Source organism: Endozoicomonas sp. 8E (assembly GCF_032883915.1).
Lineage (GTDB): Bacteria > Pseudomonadota > Gammaproteobacteria > Pseudomonadales > Endozoicomonadaceae > Endozoicomonas_A.
On sequence record NZ_CP120717.1, the window covers coordinates 79,372 to 97,404 of the forward strand.

General features: G+C 46.5%; 14 protein-coding genes. 6 read left to right on the top strand and 8 right to left on the bottom strand.

Annotated features, from left to right (window positions below):
* The first annotated feature begins 141 nt into the window (after positions 1–141).
* Positions 142–2,196 (top strand): hypothetical protein, encoded by a 2,055-nt coding sequence (locus P6910_RS00330; protein ID WP_317144301.1) that lies wholly within the window; start codon positions 142–144, stop codon positions 2,194–2,196.
* Between the two features lie 87 nt (positions 2,197–2,283).
* Here the strand turns inward: P6910_RS00330 and P6910_RS00335 are convergent, their stop codons facing one another.
* The 5 genes from P6910_RS00335 to P6910_RS00355 all read right to left on the bottom strand — a co-directional run bounded on the left by P6910_RS00335 (position 2,284) and on the right by P6910_RS00355 (position 9,466).
* The gene (locus P6910_RS00335) at positions 2,284–3,063 is read right to left on the bottom strand and encodes a metal ABC transporter permease (RefSeq protein WP_317144302.1); all 780 of its coding nucleotides are present in this window, start codon (positions 3,061–3,063) and stop codon (positions 2,284–2,286) included.
* Positions 3,060–3,974 carry a metal ABC transporter substrate-binding protein gene (locus P6910_RS00340; RefSeq protein WP_317144303.1) on the bottom strand — a complete coding sequence of 305 codons (915 nt, stop codon included), beginning with the start codon at positions 3,972–3,974 and terminating at the stop codon, positions 3,060–3,062. Before P6910_RS00340 ends, P6910_RS00335 begins: the two co-directional genes overlap by 4 nt.
* Positions 3,958–5,187, bottom strand: coding sequence for a hypothetical protein (locus P6910_RS00345; RefSeq protein WP_317144304.1), 1,230 nt, complete (start codon positions 5,185–5,187; stop codon positions 3,958–3,960). Before P6910_RS00345 ends, P6910_RS00340 begins: the two co-directional genes overlap by 17 nt.
* 341 nt (positions 5,188–5,528) lie before the next feature.
* Positions 5,529–7,622, bottom strand: coding sequence for an AsmA family protein (locus P6910_RS00350; RefSeq protein WP_317144305.1), 2,094 nt, complete (start codon positions 7,620–7,622; stop codon positions 5,529–5,531).
* 104 nt (positions 7,623–7,726) lie between these two features.
* Positions 7,727–9,466, bottom strand: coding sequence for an SPOR domain-containing protein (locus P6910_RS00355; protein ID WP_317144306.1), 1,740 nt, complete (start codon positions 9,464–9,466; stop codon positions 7,727–7,729).
* A 275-nt stretch (positions 9,467–9,741) separates the two neighbouring features.
* Between P6910_RS00355 and P6910_RS00360 the strand changes: the two genes are divergently transcribed.
* From P6910_RS00360 to hisF, 5 genes are all read left to right on the top strand, one after another.
* Complete coding sequence (locus P6910_RS00360) at positions 9,742–10,458, top strand: hypothetical protein (protein ID WP_317144307.1); 717 nt, start codon at positions 9,742–9,744, stop codon at positions 10,456–10,458.
* A gap of 146 nt (positions 10,459–10,604) precedes the next feature.
* Complete coding sequence (gene hisB, locus P6910_RS00365; protein WP_317144308.1) at positions 10,605–11,198, top strand: imidazoleglycerol-phosphate dehydratase HisB; 594 nt, start codon at positions 10,605–10,607, stop codon at positions 11,196–11,198.
* Between the two features lie 96 nt (positions 11,199–11,294).
* The gene (hisH, locus tag P6910_RS00370) at positions 11,295–11,939 is read left to right on the top strand and encodes an imidazole glycerol phosphate synthase subunit HisH (RefSeq protein WP_317144309.1); all 645 of its coding nucleotides are present in this window, start codon (positions 11,295–11,297) and stop codon (positions 11,937–11,939) included.
* 66 nt (positions 11,940–12,005) lie between these two features.
* Positions 12,006–12,362 carry a DUF4870 domain-containing protein gene (locus P6910_RS00375; RefSeq protein WP_317144310.1) on the top strand — a complete coding sequence of 119 codons (357 nt, stop codon included), beginning with the start codon at positions 12,006–12,008 and terminating at the stop codon, positions 12,360–12,362.
* Positions 12,363–12,403: 41 nt separating this feature from the next.
* Entirely contained in the window at positions 12,404–13,177 is a 774-nt protein-coding gene (hisF, locus tag P6910_RS00380) for an imidazole glycerol phosphate synthase subunit HisF (RefSeq protein WP_317144311.1), read from the top strand.
* 50 nt (positions 13,178–13,227) lie between these two features.
* Here the strand turns inward: hisF and P6910_RS00385 are convergent, their stop codons facing one another.
* The 3 genes from P6910_RS00385 to P6910_RS00395 are packed head-to-tail and all read right to left on the bottom strand — an operon-like array spanning position 13,228 to position 18,016.
* On the bottom strand, positions 13,228–14,238 hold the full coding sequence (locus tag P6910_RS00385; protein ID WP_317144312.1) for a hypothetical protein: 1,011 nt from the start codon (positions 14,236–14,238) through the stop codon (positions 13,228–13,230).
* A 17-nt stretch (positions 14,239–14,255) separates the two neighbouring features.
* Positions 14,256–15,410 carry an RNA-binding domain-containing protein gene (locus P6910_RS00390; RefSeq protein ID WP_317144313.1) on the bottom strand — a complete coding sequence of 385 codons (1,155 nt, stop codon included), beginning with the start codon at positions 15,408–15,410 and terminating at the stop codon, positions 14,256–14,258.
* A complete protein-coding gene (locus tag P6910_RS00395; RefSeq protein ID WP_317144314.1) occupies positions 15,389–18,016 on the bottom strand; it encodes a TrlF family AAA-like ATPase in 2,628 nt (875 codons plus the stop codon). The genes P6910_RS00390 and P6910_RS00395 overlap by 22 nt, the downstream gene beginning before the upstream one ends.
* Between the last annotated feature and the right edge of the window lie 17 nt (positions 18,017–18,033).

The following is an 18,033-nucleotide window of genomic DNA, read 5'->3' on the forward strand; positions in this document are numbered from 1 at the left end:
GCTGAATCATTCCATCTCGGTCAACAGCCTCACGTAGTGGGTCAGCGAGTAATATGAATCGTCGTTGTGGAATTTTTTCAGAAATTAATAGTCTAATGAATATAGGCTTTAATGAATTAAATGTGTTTATTAGGGGGGGGTATGAATATAAATACAGCAAAAACAGATAGTTACGGATTTCATAAAAGCAGTCCTGCTGAAAAGAATGATGATGGTTTTGATTCAGAACAGAAAGTATTTAAAAGTTTTTCAAGAAATTTGCAGTTTGATGATGAATCCTTTGCACCGGTAAATAAGATAAGCAGACTTGGCTCTATTGCGCCAGGTTGCAGTCACCAGATCGTCAATCAGACTATTCCCGAGCGAAAAGTTTCCCATTGGGTTACTACGGATAGTGCTGAGGTAATGAATGTAGCCAGAGTCAGCGAGAAGTTTACAGCTGAGGAAGTGGCTCAGCATTTTAGAAATACTATTGAAAACCTCATACATACACTGAGATACAACGTAATCGAAAAAGAAAGGTGTAGAGGTGATCAAAGAGACGAATTAATAGGGATTTTTATCGATTTTATTTTATACCAGGAGGGGCTTGTCCATGATCGGTGTTTTACTGTTGAAAGCAGCCCCGATAAATACGTGGCGGGTAAAACCATTAGCCTGGGGCGGGTTGAGGAGATAGAGTCTTTCCTGACTACTATTTTTACCGAAGGGGCAGCAGCGGAATCAAAAAGAGATTTGCGTGGATTATGTTATAGTCTGGTGGACATGTTAGTTGATTATCTCAACAAAAAAAAGAATCTATCGGATGATGTGACTCCATATATTGGGTATTCGAATCATAAATTTACCTACCAGCAATTAATGAAGGATATATTTCCATTTTTCGAAACTCTTTTTGCTTCAAGAGGCCTTTTTTCTGAGCTGGGTATTATCTTTGATTTTGCTGTGAAATTCAGGCAGACAATTATTGATAGTGGTGATGATGATTATAGAGGCAGAAACTTGTTAACCATTGCTTTGCGAGAAAACAAAAGTGATTTGAGAGAGTTTTTTAATCGAGATGTTATGGATGTTATTTTTTTGCGGCGCTGTGATGGCATTGTCGATACCCTGTTTGATCACTGCTCTTTACCGAATGACAATGGAGTGGATTTGGCAAACAGACCAAACCTTAAATTTGGTGAAGAGCTTGAATATGATCTAAAAGATGATTGTTCTCTTCGTTATGGTGATCATCTTAATATTTTTTTATCTCGATTATCAGAAAAAAAGTTTACTGATCAACGTACCGACGGAGAACGTCGTGAACGCTATGGATTTAACAGTACATTTACAGTGATCCCTTTTTATGACTCACGTCGGTGGTTTGAAATAAACTGCACGCCTTATCATTCTGATGATCAACTCGCGGAGTTATCTTTTGAGAAGGTGATTGAAGTAACTGATTCAATGCGAAACGAAGGATTCATTGACTATAGCTCCGGACATAAACACGTCGATGCGATGAGTGCTACTCAGGGTGACACTGGTGTGCTTCTGGCGATGGAATCTGAGATCCAACGAAATCCTTTTCTGTTGAGGGCGTTTGGAAATAATGATCGAATCGTACAGCAGGATGAAGCTAAATGGTATAAAACATTTGCTGATTATAATCCAGACACAAAACCATTTGCCGTAAAGCGATTAAATAGAATTATTGACCGCTACAATAAAAGAATAGAAGAAAATCATACTGAAAAAACAAGCCATAAAGCGAGCACTGATTCGGAAAAAAAAGACAGGCTTGATCAATTTGCCCATTTTTATAGCCAACTTGTTCATATGACGACCATACAAATGGGGCTAGGTCCAATTGGTAATTATTGTATGGAAAAGTATATGGCTATGTCTTTATTGCATATTACCGGAGCAGAAAAAGTCAAGAAATTATCAACACTGGAATTTCGGTTTTTCCGTTGCCCGAAAACGGTACAGGAAATTAAGTTGATTAACCAATTTTTACAGGCCTGGTTTGGCTACCTTCATCAGTGCAGAAAGGATAAAATCCCCTTGCAGCCTGTCCCAGAAGATATTAAATCGTGCAAAGACTATACGGCAGTTGAAGTTCAGCTTAAAACCATAGATTACCTCAGGAAATTAGGGCTGAATCCGAAGGATTATCGCTGTTTTTGGGGCGAAGTACGGGATCTTCCGTAAGTGGCCTTATTTATGCCGACCTCAGGTTATGGGCTAAAAAGTCAGGCTACCAGAAGGTGAGTCCTTCTGGCGCTTTTTCATTGGCTATCAGCGCCTGCTCAATACTCTGAACAGAACACAGACAGCTGTTAAACTAACGACAACTGTCGCACCACCAGGAAAGTCATAAAGACTCGATAGCACCAGTCCCAGAATCATACCTGTTAATCCTGCCATATAGCCGAAAGTAAGAGCTTTCTTTCCAGACAGCTGATTGACAGCCAGAGCCGGCATAATCAAGGCGCTGAATACCAGATAGACACCTACCATTTTAACGCTCAGTGTGACCATCAGGGCAAAGAGGGGGTAAAAAAGGCTTCCATCAAGGATTTTTGGTCTCACGACTGTCAATGCAAGAAAAGCCAAGCTTGCCAATCCCGGAACCACCATGTCCTGCCAGCCAAGCCAGAGGATATGACCGTTCAGGGCTTTGGAAATATGCTCCGCGCCATGGGGATCACTGGACATAAGGAGAGTGATAGAAGCAGCAGAGACCACATAAATGCAGCCAATAATCGCTTCCAGCTCTTTCTCTGTATACTTGGCCAGCCACGCAATCAGGCCAGCACCACCAATTGAAAAGACAAAGGGCATTAAAGCTCCTAATCCTGAGGAGCTATCGTGGGGACCACCATGACTGTGAGCCGGTGTCATCGTCAGGATATGAGCGACGATGGCACCCATAGCCGCGATCTGGGCAATAGCCAGATCCATGAAGACAATGCCGCGCTTCAGAACCTGTCGCCCCAAGACCAGATGTGTACTGAAAACAATGATGCCTGCCACGAGGGCAGGCATCATGATTGAAAAAAGAGCCCATTCCATCATGAATTTTCCGGGCTGCCTGTCACTTTCAGCAGCTTTTGAATGAGATCGTCATACAAGCTGATCAGGTCTTTACTCTGTTCGCTGCCACCGACCGTCATCGGCAACTCTGTGGCGGGCAGACCGGCTTTCTGACTTAACCAGTCCGCACCTTTTTTGTCCTGATAGGAGGCGTACACGATGGCATCGATAGACGTCTTTTTAGAAAGCTTCAACAAGGATGCCAAGTGTCTGGTTGAAGGTGGCAGACCAGGTTTGGGTTCCAGGTCGCCAACAACATTCACGCCCAGCCACTCCAGCAGATAGTCAAAGTTGCTGTGATAGGTCACCAGATTTTTACCTTTCAGTGGAGCGGCTTCCTTTTCCCAGCGCTTGATGTTGGTCTCCCAGAGTTCTGAGAACTTTTTGGCGTTTGCCAGATATTCATCCCTGTTCCCCGGGTCAAGCTCTGCCATGCGTTCTGCCAGTGCCAGGGCGATTTTCTGCATTCGATAAGGGTCAAGATGCAGGTGAGGGTTTCCTTCCGGATGAACATCGCCCATCGTTGGATCTACCTTCTCAAGTTTGCCGATGGTTTCCACCTGATCAGCAGCGAAGAACAGTCCTTTGTCTCCAGTCTGGACTTTTGGATTGGCTGACTTCATCTGCAGAACCGGCAGCCAGCCGGTTTCCAGCTCAGCACCTGAGCAAACGACTATGTCTGCCTTTCTCATTTTCGAGATCAGTCCTGGACGAGCCTGAATATGGTGAGGGTCCTGTCGGGCCGTTGTTGCCGTGTAAACCTTTGCATCAGTAGCGAGCTCTTCAGACAATGCAGCCCACTCAGGCTCACAGGCAAATACGATCAATGCCCCATGGCTGGATACCGGAAAGGCCAGAGCGAATGCCAGCGACAGTTTAGAAAGTGTGCGCATCGTGAGCTCCAAGGGACACAACATATTGAAGGGTTACGATGTTGTTGTTGGTGTTTTCGAAACCGTTACCTGCCTGATGGGTGTACTGCAGTCTGACTGTGGAGAAGTGTGAGTGACTCCAGGACACCATAAGTTCAGTTTCTTGCAGCTTCTTCTCGTCGAAATGGTCCTCGTGGGCTTCGTAGCCCTTGAACTCCCCGTAACGAGCACCCACTGCCCACTGAGGCGTCATCTTATAAACGCTGCTCAGGTAGAAGCCTTTATTCTTTTCATTACCCTTGATGGTGTTGCTGAGATCCTGTGTTTGCAGATATTCCCCTGTCAGGGTCAGGCTGCGGTACTTGAAGTTACCATCAGGAGCCCACTTCCATACGGCATCGGCAATATAGGTGTTCTTGCCGGTAAATTTGGCGTTATGAGAGTGGTTATGGCCCTCATCTTCTTCATGTTCGTGATCTTCATCGTCTTCGTGCTCATGACTGCTGATGCTGGCACCGTTGTCATTTCTGAGATAGCTCAGACCCAGCTGCCAGCTGTGCTCTTCATTAAAATCACCGCCAATTTTGGTGAAGGCGGTGTAAACTCCCACTGACTTTGGATCGGTTAAATCTGCCGCCTGCATCTTTTCACCGCTGAAAGCTTCGGTACCGATCGTCCAGAACGTATCGGTAGGCATTACATAACTCAGGCGAACACCGTCGTCGTAGTAGTGTGACCCCAGCATTGCCCGGTAAGCAGCAGGTCTTTCAACAAATGAATCCGTGTGAGCGTGCTGACCATTCAGGTAGCCGATATCAGACAGGAAGCGACCTGCGCGAACACTAAAACCGCCAGGCAGAGCCAGAGTCTGGATAAATGCCTCTTCTGTTTCGAACTCGGTTTCGCCGTCGTGATCGTGCACAACACCGGTGAACTTGCCGTAGAAAAGATCATCAATAGCCGCACTGACACCCAATTCAATATGACCCAGACCAAAGCCCTTCTCGTATTCACTGAGAGCGCTGTCAGCTGACTTGTAATGGCCGTCCAGAATAAGGCTGAAATTTGGACTGAACCCTTCAGCATGGGCGGTGGCTGACGCTGCTACCAGAATCAGCGCTTTTGCCATTCGGCTGCAAGCCGATCTTTTGTGGATAGCTCTTTTAAAGGGGGTAACTTTGGTTGCTAGAGAGTGGAAGTCAGTTGAAATAACCGGCGGGTTTACTAAAGGCACAGAAGGCTCCTAATGTGAAAATGCTCAAAGTGAGGGGTGCTATAAAGCTAGTTGACGCTCGTTATATTGTAAACGTTATAACATAACAATATGCATTCTCAAGTTCTATCACACGGTCTTCTGATAAGTGATATCGATCGAATAAATAGGGTGAATAAAAAGAGCGATTAATGTTTAAAAAGGAATCTTGCGATTAACCTTTATGTTGCCCTGGCGTTTAATCGAGCTATTACTTCTGTGTATCCACCTTCGGCTGATAGCTCCTCGCATTCCCCCTCACTGATACCGACACGGATAAGTGGGGGGGGCAATAGAGCAGGAAGCATTGGAAAAACGGTTTTTTATTTGAAAAGACCTTTCAGGGCATCTTTCAGGTGCCCGGCTTTTTTCTCAATCTCTTTTTCCACACGCTTTTTCACTTCCTGCCTGGCCAGTGAAGCAATGGTGTCGGCCAGACGTTTGGTATCAATACCACATTCCTGCTGCCCCAGCTGGCCTTGACAACGAACCGGCCAGGTGACATTGACATAGTCTTCGTTAACCTCGCAGGCTGGATCACTGTCAGGAGCACGGTCGCCACTGATGTTCAGGCCCACATGATAATCCAGAGTCTGTTTGACCAGATTGATATCGCCGTCACCCTTGAGGTTCAGGTTGGTCAGAGCAGCGGTCAGATCCTTATTGCTGGCTACCCCGTTGCTAATGGTGAAAGTGCCTCCGAGCCGGGTGAACCGGGTGGTATGACCCCAGTCTTTTTTCTGCAGATCTTTCTTGCGAATTCTGGCAATTCCCTCACACACCATCTTGTCAAAGTTGGCCTCCGTGAAGGCTCCCTTATCGATATTGAAGTCAACCTTACCATTCAGGTTGCTGATCAGAACACTCTGTAGCTGGCCATGGGTTGTCAGGTTCATGTCTGCATTGACCTTACCTTCAATGGACTTCAGAGCCGGTATGGATTGAGCCAGAGCCTGCAGGTTTATGGCTTTCAGGTCTGCTGTTGTCTGAATTTCAGGATTCCCTTGGTTGCGAACATCCAGCTTGCCGTCCAGATCAATGGAGCCCTCATAGAAGCCGGAAGCCAGCTTGATATCCTGTCGTCCGTTCAGGGCTGTAAGCTGGACAGAAGGCTTGTTAAAAGTGAGCTTTGCAACAGTCAGGGAAGCCAGTTCCAGAGAGCCTTTGACGTTCAGAGGACGCAAGGCGTCTTCCGGAATCAGTGGCAGCTCCTGGTTTGGCTGAAGCTGTTTCACAGCGCCTGAAGCAACGGTCGGGGGCTCTGTGCTCTGGACACCTTCTGTCTTGCCTTTTGATTCTTCTTTGGTCTCTGTCTGTTCAGAGGCAGGTGGCAGGTAGCGATCCAGATTCAGGTCACCGCCCTTGAACTGAAAAGTCATGTCCTGTTGTTGCAGGTTTCCGATCTTGAAAAAACCATCCAGATTGAAACCATCAAGCGTCAGATCCAGTTTGTCCGCAGAGAAGCTTTTACCATCGGTGTTAAAGCTGCTCTTGAAAGCCAGCTGGGTCATTGCCGCCGGATCTGCCATGGGGGGAAGCAGGATCTTGATCTCTTTCAGAAACTTGCCTGGATTGAACTGAGTGACATCCAGATGACCTTTTACCATCAACGGTTGTTGCTGAACATTCAGGGCACCGACAATTTGCAGGGTTTCGGTGCTTGTCCCGACAAGATTATCTGCCGCCGGGTTGGCCGATATTTTGAGATCCTGCAGATCATAGGTGCCCTCTTTGAGGTTGAATTTCAGAACACCCGTGATGCCAGTCGTCAGTGTCAGATCGGGTTCACTACTCTTGATGCGGGCCTTCAGATTAAAGTCAAAAGGCTCCTTGTTGCGAATTGCCCCGGTTTCCAATCCGGCCTGATCAACCAGGTAGGTTTTACCTGTGCTCTCGTCGTTATAACGGATTACGAGTCCTTCAACACTGACATTGGCAATATCCAGTTCCAGAGGTGCAGATTCGGTGCTACCTTCGGGTGTTATAACTGTTGTGGTCTCTGTTGCAGTGGGCTCGCTACCTGCTTTTGTGGAAACTTCCCAGTTGCCCTGGCCGGACTTGTTCCTGACCAGATTGAGATCCAGCCCTATCAGTCTGGCTGTTTGCATTTCTACTTTTTTGCTTAACAAAGGCAGCAGCTTAACACTGACTTCCGCTGTACCCAGTCTGGCCAGCTCGGAGTTGTCTGCGCCTTTAACATTCACCTGTTCAAGGGAAAGTCCCAGCCAGGGAAAGACCGACCAGCCAATGGGGCCGTCAATCGAGAGCGTCAAGCCAGTGTTGTCATAAACCATTTTGGAAATGTCATCCCGGTAATGGTTGGGATCAATCATTTTTGGAAGAATCAGGGCCGCGGCAACAGCAAGAATAATGATGCCAGCCACTACAAAGGCGATGAGTTTAATTGCACGGTTCATGGGAGACCTCGGGATCTCAGGGTACAAAATATTGTTATTCCTTGGTCAGGATAGTGTATCGCAAGTGTTTGAGGAGTTGGTAAGGGGAGTGAAAATATTGTCCCCTAACTTTCCCAGGCCTGAAGTTTCTTGAGGGATTTTACCGAGCGGGTCCAGGGGTAGAGGACCTGGACAGCGTCTTTCAGTTGAGGTGAATTGAGAACAGCCAGAGCTTCTTTACTGCTGGTGAACTGACCTTGCAGAAGGACATACCAGTCTTTCTGGTTTTTTCGGTAACGGGCCGTAACTGCAGACTTCAATTCCGGGAATCGTTTTTTCAGCTTCTCAATGGCTTCTGGCTTGTTGGCTGCAAACCACTGAATGGTATAGCTGTTTCCCGGCCCGCTGAAGATGGCTCCTTGCGGCTGGGTAACCTTCCGGGAGGTTATCTGCTGAGTCTTTTCTGACTTCCCTGTAATGAGGCTTTGCAGTTCATTAACCGATCGGACTCTGGGGTAGAGGCGTGTAGAAATACGAGCCAGCTCCGGGCTGGAAAGCGCTCTGTTAGCCTGACCTTTGCTGGTATAGGGAGGACCTACGAGTAAAAACCAGTCCTGATATCCTTTCCGGTAGTGAATGATCTGGGTGTCACTCAACTGTGCATACCGTCTGCGGACTCTTTCCAGCGTATCTCTTCGGGTTCCAGCCAGCCACTGAATAGCGTAACTGTTCCGGGAAGCTTTGAGAATGTCATGTCTGGCCGGTTGCCGGTATTCTATGGCTTCTTTTGGACGACGATATTCGTTGGTCTCTTCCCGGGCTGAATACCTTGAAAAGCCGTCATCCAGATAGCTCTGCTGATGGTGCTGTTTTACCTGAAAGTCATTCCTTTCAGGAGTCGTCCGGGTATAACGCTGCGAACGCGGAGCACTGTAGTTCGAATCCATTGCTTCTTCATAAGGCTCGGTCTGATAGGAAGAGTGAAATGGTGCCTCAGGTGTCTGGTAAGGATCGACATTGTAGTCCCGATGGGTTTCTTGTTGCTGAACCTTTGGATAGGCGGGAGCGATACTGGCAAACAATCGATTATTGTCCGGCTTCGCAGGATCATTGTAGGCATAACGCTGATCATTCAGTGGCTGTGAGGGGTCACCGGGATCTCTGAGTTCTCCTGGCATAATCAGGTTGAGCTTCTGAATGCTGGCCAGAGAACGTGTCCAGGGATAGAGTTTGTCGGTCAGCAACAACCGGGGAGGACTGTTGAGGGCTGTCATTGCTGACTGGCTATCTTTGAATGGTCCGTCCAGTAATAAAAACCAATCTTTGTTTTTGCGCTGATAGCGAACAATTGTCGCCTGCTGCAGCACCGGGAAACGACGCTGTAAATCCTTTAATGGTTCTTCGGTGTGGGTTGCGAGCCACTGGATAACAAAACTCCCATGTTCCGAACCCAGAAGTTCGTCGACTCTTTGCCGGGGGTGCTGTTCCGGAGTCGTCTGTTGGTAGGAATTGGAGTAGTTACCCTGCCGATGATAGTCAGGCTGCACTGACTCCTGCTTGAAGTGATTATCGGGCTCGGCTTTGACAGGCTCATAGTGCTGCTGAGGAATAGTTTTCGGGTACCCGTTATTTCTATTTGAAGCAGAATAAGCGGCGGTTTCCAGAGATTGTTCGTAACGATCTGTCTGGCTGTTTCGGCATAGCCAGTCGCTGTTCTGACCGGAGCGACAATCCCATGATGAACTCATTGCCAGCGGTTTTGGAGGCAATAGAAGGGCATCCGCTGAAAAAGCGGTGAGTGTTGCCAGGGTAGCAAAAACTCCGAGCCTGAGTGTTTTGTCCATAAACAGCTCTCGAGCAGACATGAATCAGATCCTTCTGACCATTGCTTTTAACAAATCAGGTTTGAAAACTAATTGCAAGTCTTGTGTTGAATTAATTTTTCAGTCGCCAAGTGTTGTCTGGCTCATTGAACAGGAAGCAATGACCCCGGAAAATGTTCAACCACTCGCTATGGTGCGCTGTTCAGCGACTAATATGGTGGTGAGGTTGTTTGAGTGACTCTGCCTGGGGAGAATCGGCCTCTGCCGCTTGAATAGGTTGGGAACGGGTTATGGAGACAATGGGAGTTTTGGGGATAATGTCAGTCAAACGATGGCTGGCAGTAGTGTTTTGTCTGGCTTTGCCCGTCTCTTCATGGGCTTTGGACCTAGCGTGTTTCCCCAAGGTTGATACCCGTCAAAAGCAATACCTGGTAGCTTCAGGCATGCTGATGCTGGAAGCAGCCAGGGAGAGGAAGCTCAACAAAGACGAGGTTGAGTTCCCTGTCTGGGTCAGCGGTTATCAGCGGGGCTGGTTTGCCAGAGTCGTTGAAAAATCACCGACAAGAACCGTTCCGGGCGTTACTCCGAAAGAAGGGAAGTTATTCAATGGTTTGTTGCTGGCGTCATCCGAACATCAGATCAGTAGCCTGGATCGCAATGAAACCCTGAACTGCAGAACCCTCATTAGTTTCAGACAACTCAAGACAATGGCTGGTGGCCAGTTGCCCGGGAAAGGGCAAATCTGGATCTATGTCCTCAAGCCCGGAAGTATGAAGAGGGCGGCCGGCAAATACCCAATCCAGCAGTCGGATGTCGATAATTTCCTTACCGGGTGTCTGGAACAGTCCAGGGCATTTTCACTGCCTCAGTTTGCTGAACAATGTGTGGATTTTACGGTAGGCTGGTCGCAGAACTGGGCCAATGACCGTGAAAGGCCTTCCGGTGGCAGGCTGGTACAGAACAAACGAAAGCAGATTGACAGATTGCTTGAGAGGCTGGAAGCAGACCTTTTCGAAAAAGTACGAGATGAATAGCTCGCCTGCTTCAAAGCTGCTCCGTATAATGGTTGGGTTGAGGTCCGGGAGTCAGCAAGCATTCAGGTTTGAAGGGTCTTTATTTGAGTCTGGCAGTAATAACCGATCAGACTCCATGTGCAGAATAGATATAATTGGAGATTATCATGGCTGAGCGCAAGGCCAGTGTTGAAAGAAATACGCTGGAAACCCAGATCAGGGTTGATGTCAATCTGGATGGCGGTGGCAAAGGCCAGTTCGATACAGGTGTGCCATTTCTTGATCACATGATGGACCAGATTGCCCGTCATGGCATGATGGACCTGGATATCAAGGCTGTGGGCGACAACGAAATCGATGACCATCATACCGTAGAAGATATCGGTATTACCTTGGGGCAGGCGTTCACCAAAGCCATTGGTGACAAGAAAGGTCTGACCCGATACGGGCACTCCTATGTACCGCTGGACGAAGCGCTTTCCAGAGTTGTCATCGATTTTTCCGGACGTCCCGGCCTTGAGTTTAATATCGATTTTACCCGGGCCATGATTGGCAAGTTTGATGTCGACTTGTTTTACGAGTTCTTCCAGGGTTTTGTTAATCACGCCAATGTGACGCTGCATATTGATAACCTGCGTGGTCGCAATGCTCACCATCAGATAGAAACGGTCTTCAAGGCCTTCGGTCGGGCATTGAGAATGGCATTGGAACTGGATCCTCGTATGGCTGGCCAGATGCCATCCACCAAAGGATCGCTGTAATCAGCCATGAGCGGAAAAAAACTTTGAGTCCACTTCAAACAGACAGAGTGATGCAGTCAATATGTTTCTCATTAAGCTGTCAGGTGATTTAAAAAAATGAAGACAGTTGCAGTCATCGATTATGGGATGGGTAACCTTCACTCTGCCAGTAAGGCTCTGGAACACGTTGCCAGCAGCGATACCCGTATCAAGGTGACTTCTGACCCGAAGATTATTCGGCAGGCCGATCATGTGGTGCTTCCTGGTGTGGGGGCTATCCGCGATTGTATGGCAGAAATTCGTGCCAAAGGCGTAGATGATGTGGTGCGAGGAGTGGTCGAGAACCAGCGTCCGCTTCTGGGTATTTGTGTTGGCATGCAAGTCATGTTGAATCACAGCGAGGAGAATGGTGGCGTTGACTGTCTGGGTCTGATGCCCGGGCGGGTAAAATTCTTTGGCAAGGGGCTGGTGGATGAGACCGGTGAAAAACTGAAAGTTCCCCACATGGGCTGGAGCCCGGTTCAGCAACATCGTGACCACCCTCTGTGGAAAGGCATCGAAGATAATGCCCGCTTCTATTTTGTCCACAGCTATCATGCTCATGCTAATGATGATGCGATGGCCGTTGGCCGTTGTCACTACAGCGTCGATTTTGATGTGGCTTTAGCACGGGACAATATCTTTGCGGTGCAGTTTCACCCTGAGAAAAGCGCTGACAGCGGCTTGAAACTGCTTGAGAACTTTTTGAACTGGAATCCTTAGAGGGGGCTCGACACTTAAAATACGTTCGAGCTTAAAAAAATGGACATAGACGCTTTGCAACCATTTATGAAAAAGCCCGATTCCAATGAGAAGAATTGGGCTGTTTTCTCCCATATCCTGACCTTGTTTGGCTGTGTCCTGCCGGGCATGAACCTGTTGATCCCTTTTCTGATCTGGTATCAGAAAAAAGATCAGTCTGCGTTTATTGCCCATCATGCCAAAGAGTCTCTGAATTTCCAGATCACCGTGACTCTGTTGATTGCCGTCTGGGGATTACTGAATGCCGTTCTGATCGGACTGCTCTTTCTTCCCCTGGTTCCGTTTGCAGTGGTTTTTGCCCTGATTTTTGTGATCCGGGCCAGCATGAAAGCCAGTCGGGGAGATGACTACCGATATCCGGTATGCCTGCGTCTGGTCAACTGAGTCTTTAATCGGTTTATTGCAAAAAATAGAGAGGCCGTTCAATGGGCTTAGCGAAAAGAATTATTCCCTGTCTGGATGTTGATAATGGCAGAGTAGTGAAAGGCGTTCAGTTTCTTGATATCCGTGATGCCGGTGACCCCGTTGAAGTGGCTCGGCGGTATAACGAAGAGGGGGCCGATGAGATCACCTTTCTGGACATTACCGCCAGTCACGAAGACCGCGACACCATGGTTCATACCGTTGAGCGTATGGCCAGTGAAGTTTTTATTCCTCTGACGGTTGGAGGTGGCATTCGCAAGGTAGAAGATATTCGTGCCATGCTCAATGCCGGTGCCGACAAAGTCAGTATTAATACGGCGGCTGTCTTTAACCCTGAATTTGTTCAGGAAGCTGCCGATCGTTTTGGCTCCCAATGTATTGTTGTTGCCATCGATGCCAAGAAGGTCAGCCTGTCAGGTGAGCCTGAACGCTGGGAGATCTTTACCCATGGTGGCCGAAAGCCAACCGGACTGGATGCAATTGAGTGGGCCAGGAAAATGCAACAGCTTGGGGCTGGCGAAATTCTTCTGACCAGTATGGATCAGGATGGAGTAAAGAACGGTTACGACATTGGCGTAACCCGAGCCATATCCAATGCACTGGACATTCCTGTTATTGCCTCGGGAGGTGCCGGAAATCTGGATCATCTGGTTGAAGGTGTGAAGGAAGGTAAAGCCGATGCTGTTCTGGCTGCGAGTATTTTTCACTTTGCTGAATACTCTATCCCCCAGGCCAAAGCTTACATGGCCAAGCATGGCATTGAGATGAGAGTCTGAAATAGTAAGAAGAAAAGGAATTAAACTTTTTCCTTCCCGCATTTTTAGAGTCAGTACAGCATCACTTTTCCAAAAACAATCATTACAGCGACGAACAGCACGACTAACGTTTGTTCTGCTTTCGTCGCAGAATCATGAGCTTCTGTGCTGACTTCTGTTGACTCATCAGCACCGATTTTTATCTCGAAAGGGGTCGAGTTGTACTGACCATCTGGTAATACACTGGGCAGTAAATAGGCCGGATTAGTCAGGATATTGTAAACATCAGGGTCACCTGATCGTACTTTATCCCTGGTGTTTAATTTCCATTCATTTTGGATTTTTTCCAATCGACCCGGAAACTGTTGACCGCCGAGCATCGAAGTCAGTGCAAAATAAGTGTATTCAGTGATCATGCAACTGTAGTTACAGCTTTCATCTTCATAAGTGAACCAGGCGTTTTTAGGGTAACTGTCCGGGATTGTATCAAACCGACCACCACGAGCTTTGTCCATGGCATCGGCAATCAATGAACCATGTCGCTCGGCAAGCGCTTCAGGATAAACTTTGCTGTAGCCAAGATGGGTGATCAAATGCAGTACTTCTTCGAGGGCGCCATCAAATACACCTCTGGCCGCGCCATTTGGGTGAGTTTCGCTTGCTTTCAGGTCTTGCAGATTGGATAGCTTCTTCCTATTTCCGACTTTATCCCTCACAGGCTGTAGTTCGGAATCGTCAGCTATCATTGCCAAAGTGGCTTTGTGTTGAACTAACATATCAACCACTTGTTGATTGTCGATACGGCCATCATCATTGTTATCGAGATATTCAGCCATGATTTTCGCAGCATGAAGCAGCTTTTCATCGGGCACTTTTTCTGTGCCCCGAACTTTAATACCAAATACAGTGGTGTATTTTGGAAATACCGAAGCCAGAGTTTGTTGGCTTTCAGATACAGGAGTTGGAGCAAGCGTTGTCGTCTGCGTCGTGTTTTGTGAGTGATTACCGCTGCCGTAGGCGTATGAACTCAAACTAATAGCTATCGCTATCGCTGTTTTAACTATGGTTAGATTGGACTTCATAATCTCTCCGTAAGTATTCAGCACCCTTTACGAAAAATAATTACCTTGAAGATATTTGAGTCTCGATCATCAATAAAATCTATATCTGGATAAGCTTTGATTGCTCGCTTGATGCCACTACCAAGACCTCGGTATGGCAGTAATCTGGGGGCAAATGATGCAAGGACGGGGTTGCGAACATTAGAGTTGCCCATTTTTATGTTCTCTACCGTCAGATTATTCGGCAGATGTCCCGGGCTTATAATTTCAATGCGGTCAGTAAATACCAATAATTTTACAGATGCCGAGATAAAGTAGTCTCTGTGTATTAACGCATTGGCGATGAGCTCTTCAAGAACAATGCGTGGTATTTCAGGCTCACCAATGGAGTTAAACCCTTGATCTTTTTGAATGTGCTTGATGTTCGACAGCACAAACCCCAGAGACTGCTGAAAAATATCGGTTAGTTTGCCCTTAACATCCTGACTATCAATATATTGATTATCCTCAATATTTTTTCCAGGGAAGGCAACCGCTTTGACAATGAAAACAGGTAGTCGAACTTGTGGGCGAGCGGAAAACAGTAATGTACCTGCAATATTGAGCAAGTCATTTTTTGCCAGATTCATGTTTTCTAATAACTGTGAACGAGAAATGTGCTGTTTATCTGCAGACTCTCCGTATTCTCGTTCAAAGAAAGTGTCAAAAAATTCTTCATCAATCTCAGTTGTAAAAGAGTTTTGCACCGAAGATTCATCAGCATGTACCAACCCTGCTTCCTGAAACATCCGCTGAAGCTCCTCGCGGGCTGTGACTCTTCTCTTATCAGAACCGTTTTTTACCCAAATGTAACCATTTGAGTCCATGTAGGGTTTGACTAAACCGACCGCTACAGTTAATACCAGTACCCTTCCACCAGGAAGGGCAAAGTTTTGGGTAACTGGGTTGATTGCTGGCTTAACGTTGTTTGTTGCCGCATTAGCAATATCTTGATTTATTCTTCGTAACTGAGCATCAGAGAGTCCTGTTATTGTGCCATCATCATTGACGCCAATAATAATATGACCACCCTTTGAGTTGCTAAAAGCGGCCATTTCTGATGCTAACGAGTTAACGTTGTTTATAGTTGCTTTAAACTGGTGTCTGGAATCTTCACCATTGGCAATAATGCCTAAGAGTTCTTCGGTTTCCATGCTTCGTATACCTGTTTACGTTTCTCAAAGGCTTCTGTTCCGCCTTCCATGACGCTAACAATTCGTTGCTGTATGTTGCAGCAGTCAATACTTCCGCTATTAGACTGGACTTTATCATCGAGGTATTCGCAGGCAATGACCAGTTCGGCGTCCCCCAATACGGGTATGTTTGCGTTGTGAGTTGCAAAGACAAACTGAGTTTTTGGTTTCAATTCCTGTATTAACTTGATGACATCATCATAGATAGTTTGGTTGTCCAGATCGTCTTCTGGCTGATCTATGATAACAACATCGTTTTCTCGCTGACTTAGAACAAAGAGCATGAGCGCAGAAGCTCTCTGACCTAGAGAGTGATGAGCCAAAGGCTTGTTGTGATATTCAATGGTGTAAGTATTAGGCACCTGCCACGTAAGTAAGCTATCTGATTTATCTTCAAAGTACTGCCAGAAGGTATCAAACGAGTCACCCAGAATGGATTTCAGTTTATCTTTTTCGCGCCACATAGCGCCAAAATCCTTAAACTCATCAACAACGCTTTGCAGCGTTATCTCACGAATACGACTCCCACGGAACAAGCCCTGAATGTGCTCAAGCATAGTGGCTTTATTGGCTTTGAAATCGGATCGAATTTTCAAAGGAGAGTCAACAAGGTTGATCTTATCGAGGATCTGTTCGATGGCACGATATTCCTCTGACCATAATTTATCCAGGCCATCCAACTCCTTCCCAAGAGTTTCACCAAGATCGCTGTATTGTTGCTCACTCTTGGCTAACACCTGGAGCATTTGCTCTGCCTGATCCAGCAAGGATTTTAGTTTTTTAAACTCCTGTGGACTAATGGCCTGTGCACCGGCTTGCTTGAGTTCTCCCGCAAGCTTTCGTTCTATTTCTGCAAACGCTTCTTTCAGAGATAGTTTTTGCTGACTAAAGCCGGAAAGTTTTTCTCGTAATTGTTGCAATGTAGCCTGACTATCGGTAACTAGCTGCTTTATGCCATCAAAGCCAGTTAACAGGTTTTGATAGGTAGTAAAAAAGTCATCAAAAAACGGTTGGTTCTGTGGTGACTTATACAGAGTCTGATTTTTAAGCTCATCTTCAAAGTCGGCTATAAAACGGTTCAATTCAGATAAGTAATTATCAGCACCAAGAATAACTTGTTGTACTTTTCGTTCATCACGGTCAAAATCAATCTGTTTTTGTAGTTTGGTTTCCACACCGTGCTGCTGATAAAACTTCATTTGAAACTGAGCATCTTGCTGTTTTTGTGTCCACTCCTGTTTTTGAGATACCGCCCGGTCAAGCCTCTTGATCTGGTGAATCGCATCCAGCACATTGTGTTGGCCCTGTTTGATTTTTTCACGCAAGGGTACGAGAGCATCACCTACCAGTTTTTCTATTAGATCTTTTTCAAATCCTGCTCCAGTACTGGAAAGATCTTTTTGACCAAAATAGATAGGCTGATGGAGGACGGTTTCCCGGATAGAGACTCCCGGTTGTAATTGCCCGTTGACATAAACATCGGGTCTTTCGCCTAAAATTCTGCGAATTTGATAAGGCTGTCCGCGGCGGTCGATGGCATCAATGGTGATTTTTCCACCACTGTGTAACAGGTGCTTAACCAGTCCTTCCTTGTAATCAATATCGGATGCTTTTGCTCCAAAGGGAATGTTCAATGCGTAACGAATCCCTTCAAGAATGGATGACTTCCCACTACCCCGAATGCCTATCAAAGTATTCAGTTCAGGAGAAAGAAATATCTCTGTACCACCCAAGGTGCCAGCACCTTCAAAGCTGACTTTCCGGATATATGAGTGAGTGTATCCTGGTTGAACAGAGCGAACCCTGGCTTCTTTGTCCCAGAGGGCAAACTTGACTGCTTCAAAACTAAAAGCCCCCAGCTTTAAAAAACAGGACTCTTTTCTGGCGGACATATCCGCTAACTGCTTAGTATCACTTCCTTCGACTTCAGCTGGATAGAGCTTACCCAAAGCTTGCTTCATCTTATCTTGAGTATCGTGGGACCGAACCTTCTGGAAAGCCAGGGCTCTGTGCTGAACAGCAGTAGTGTCAAATAACTCTTTAACACGCCCGGGTGATAGTCCACCCCACAAACCATTGGGCGCTTCGACATGAGCAAAAATCAAAAAATAGTCTTTTTGGAATTTATCCAGTTCCCGAACAGTATCCACCAGATTATGGTTAGAGCGAGCATTTTCATCTTCAAAGTTGGCAATACCCGCAAACGTCAGGCTCAAGAAACTTTGTATGTGGTTAGTTTGCTCCTTGTTGTTAAACCACTCGTCAGAAAATACGACCAGAGTATGTACACCAGATTGCCCATCTTTGACTGACAGCTCAACACCCGGCAATAAGCCAATACCGGACTTTTTGGCTTTTTTGCGCAGAGCTTTGAACTCATTCAGATCGAATTTATTGTGGTTGGTAATGACTCCAAGACCAATGTCTGCAACCAGCAGGGCTTCTATATATTGATTAAGATAATCATTATCTTCACCCTTATAGCTGAATTCTTGATCTGCCCGTGTATGCAGATGAAAATCGGCCTTTAACCATTGGCTGCCATTTTGAAATCGGTTTAGATTCATTGACCACCCTCCTGAGT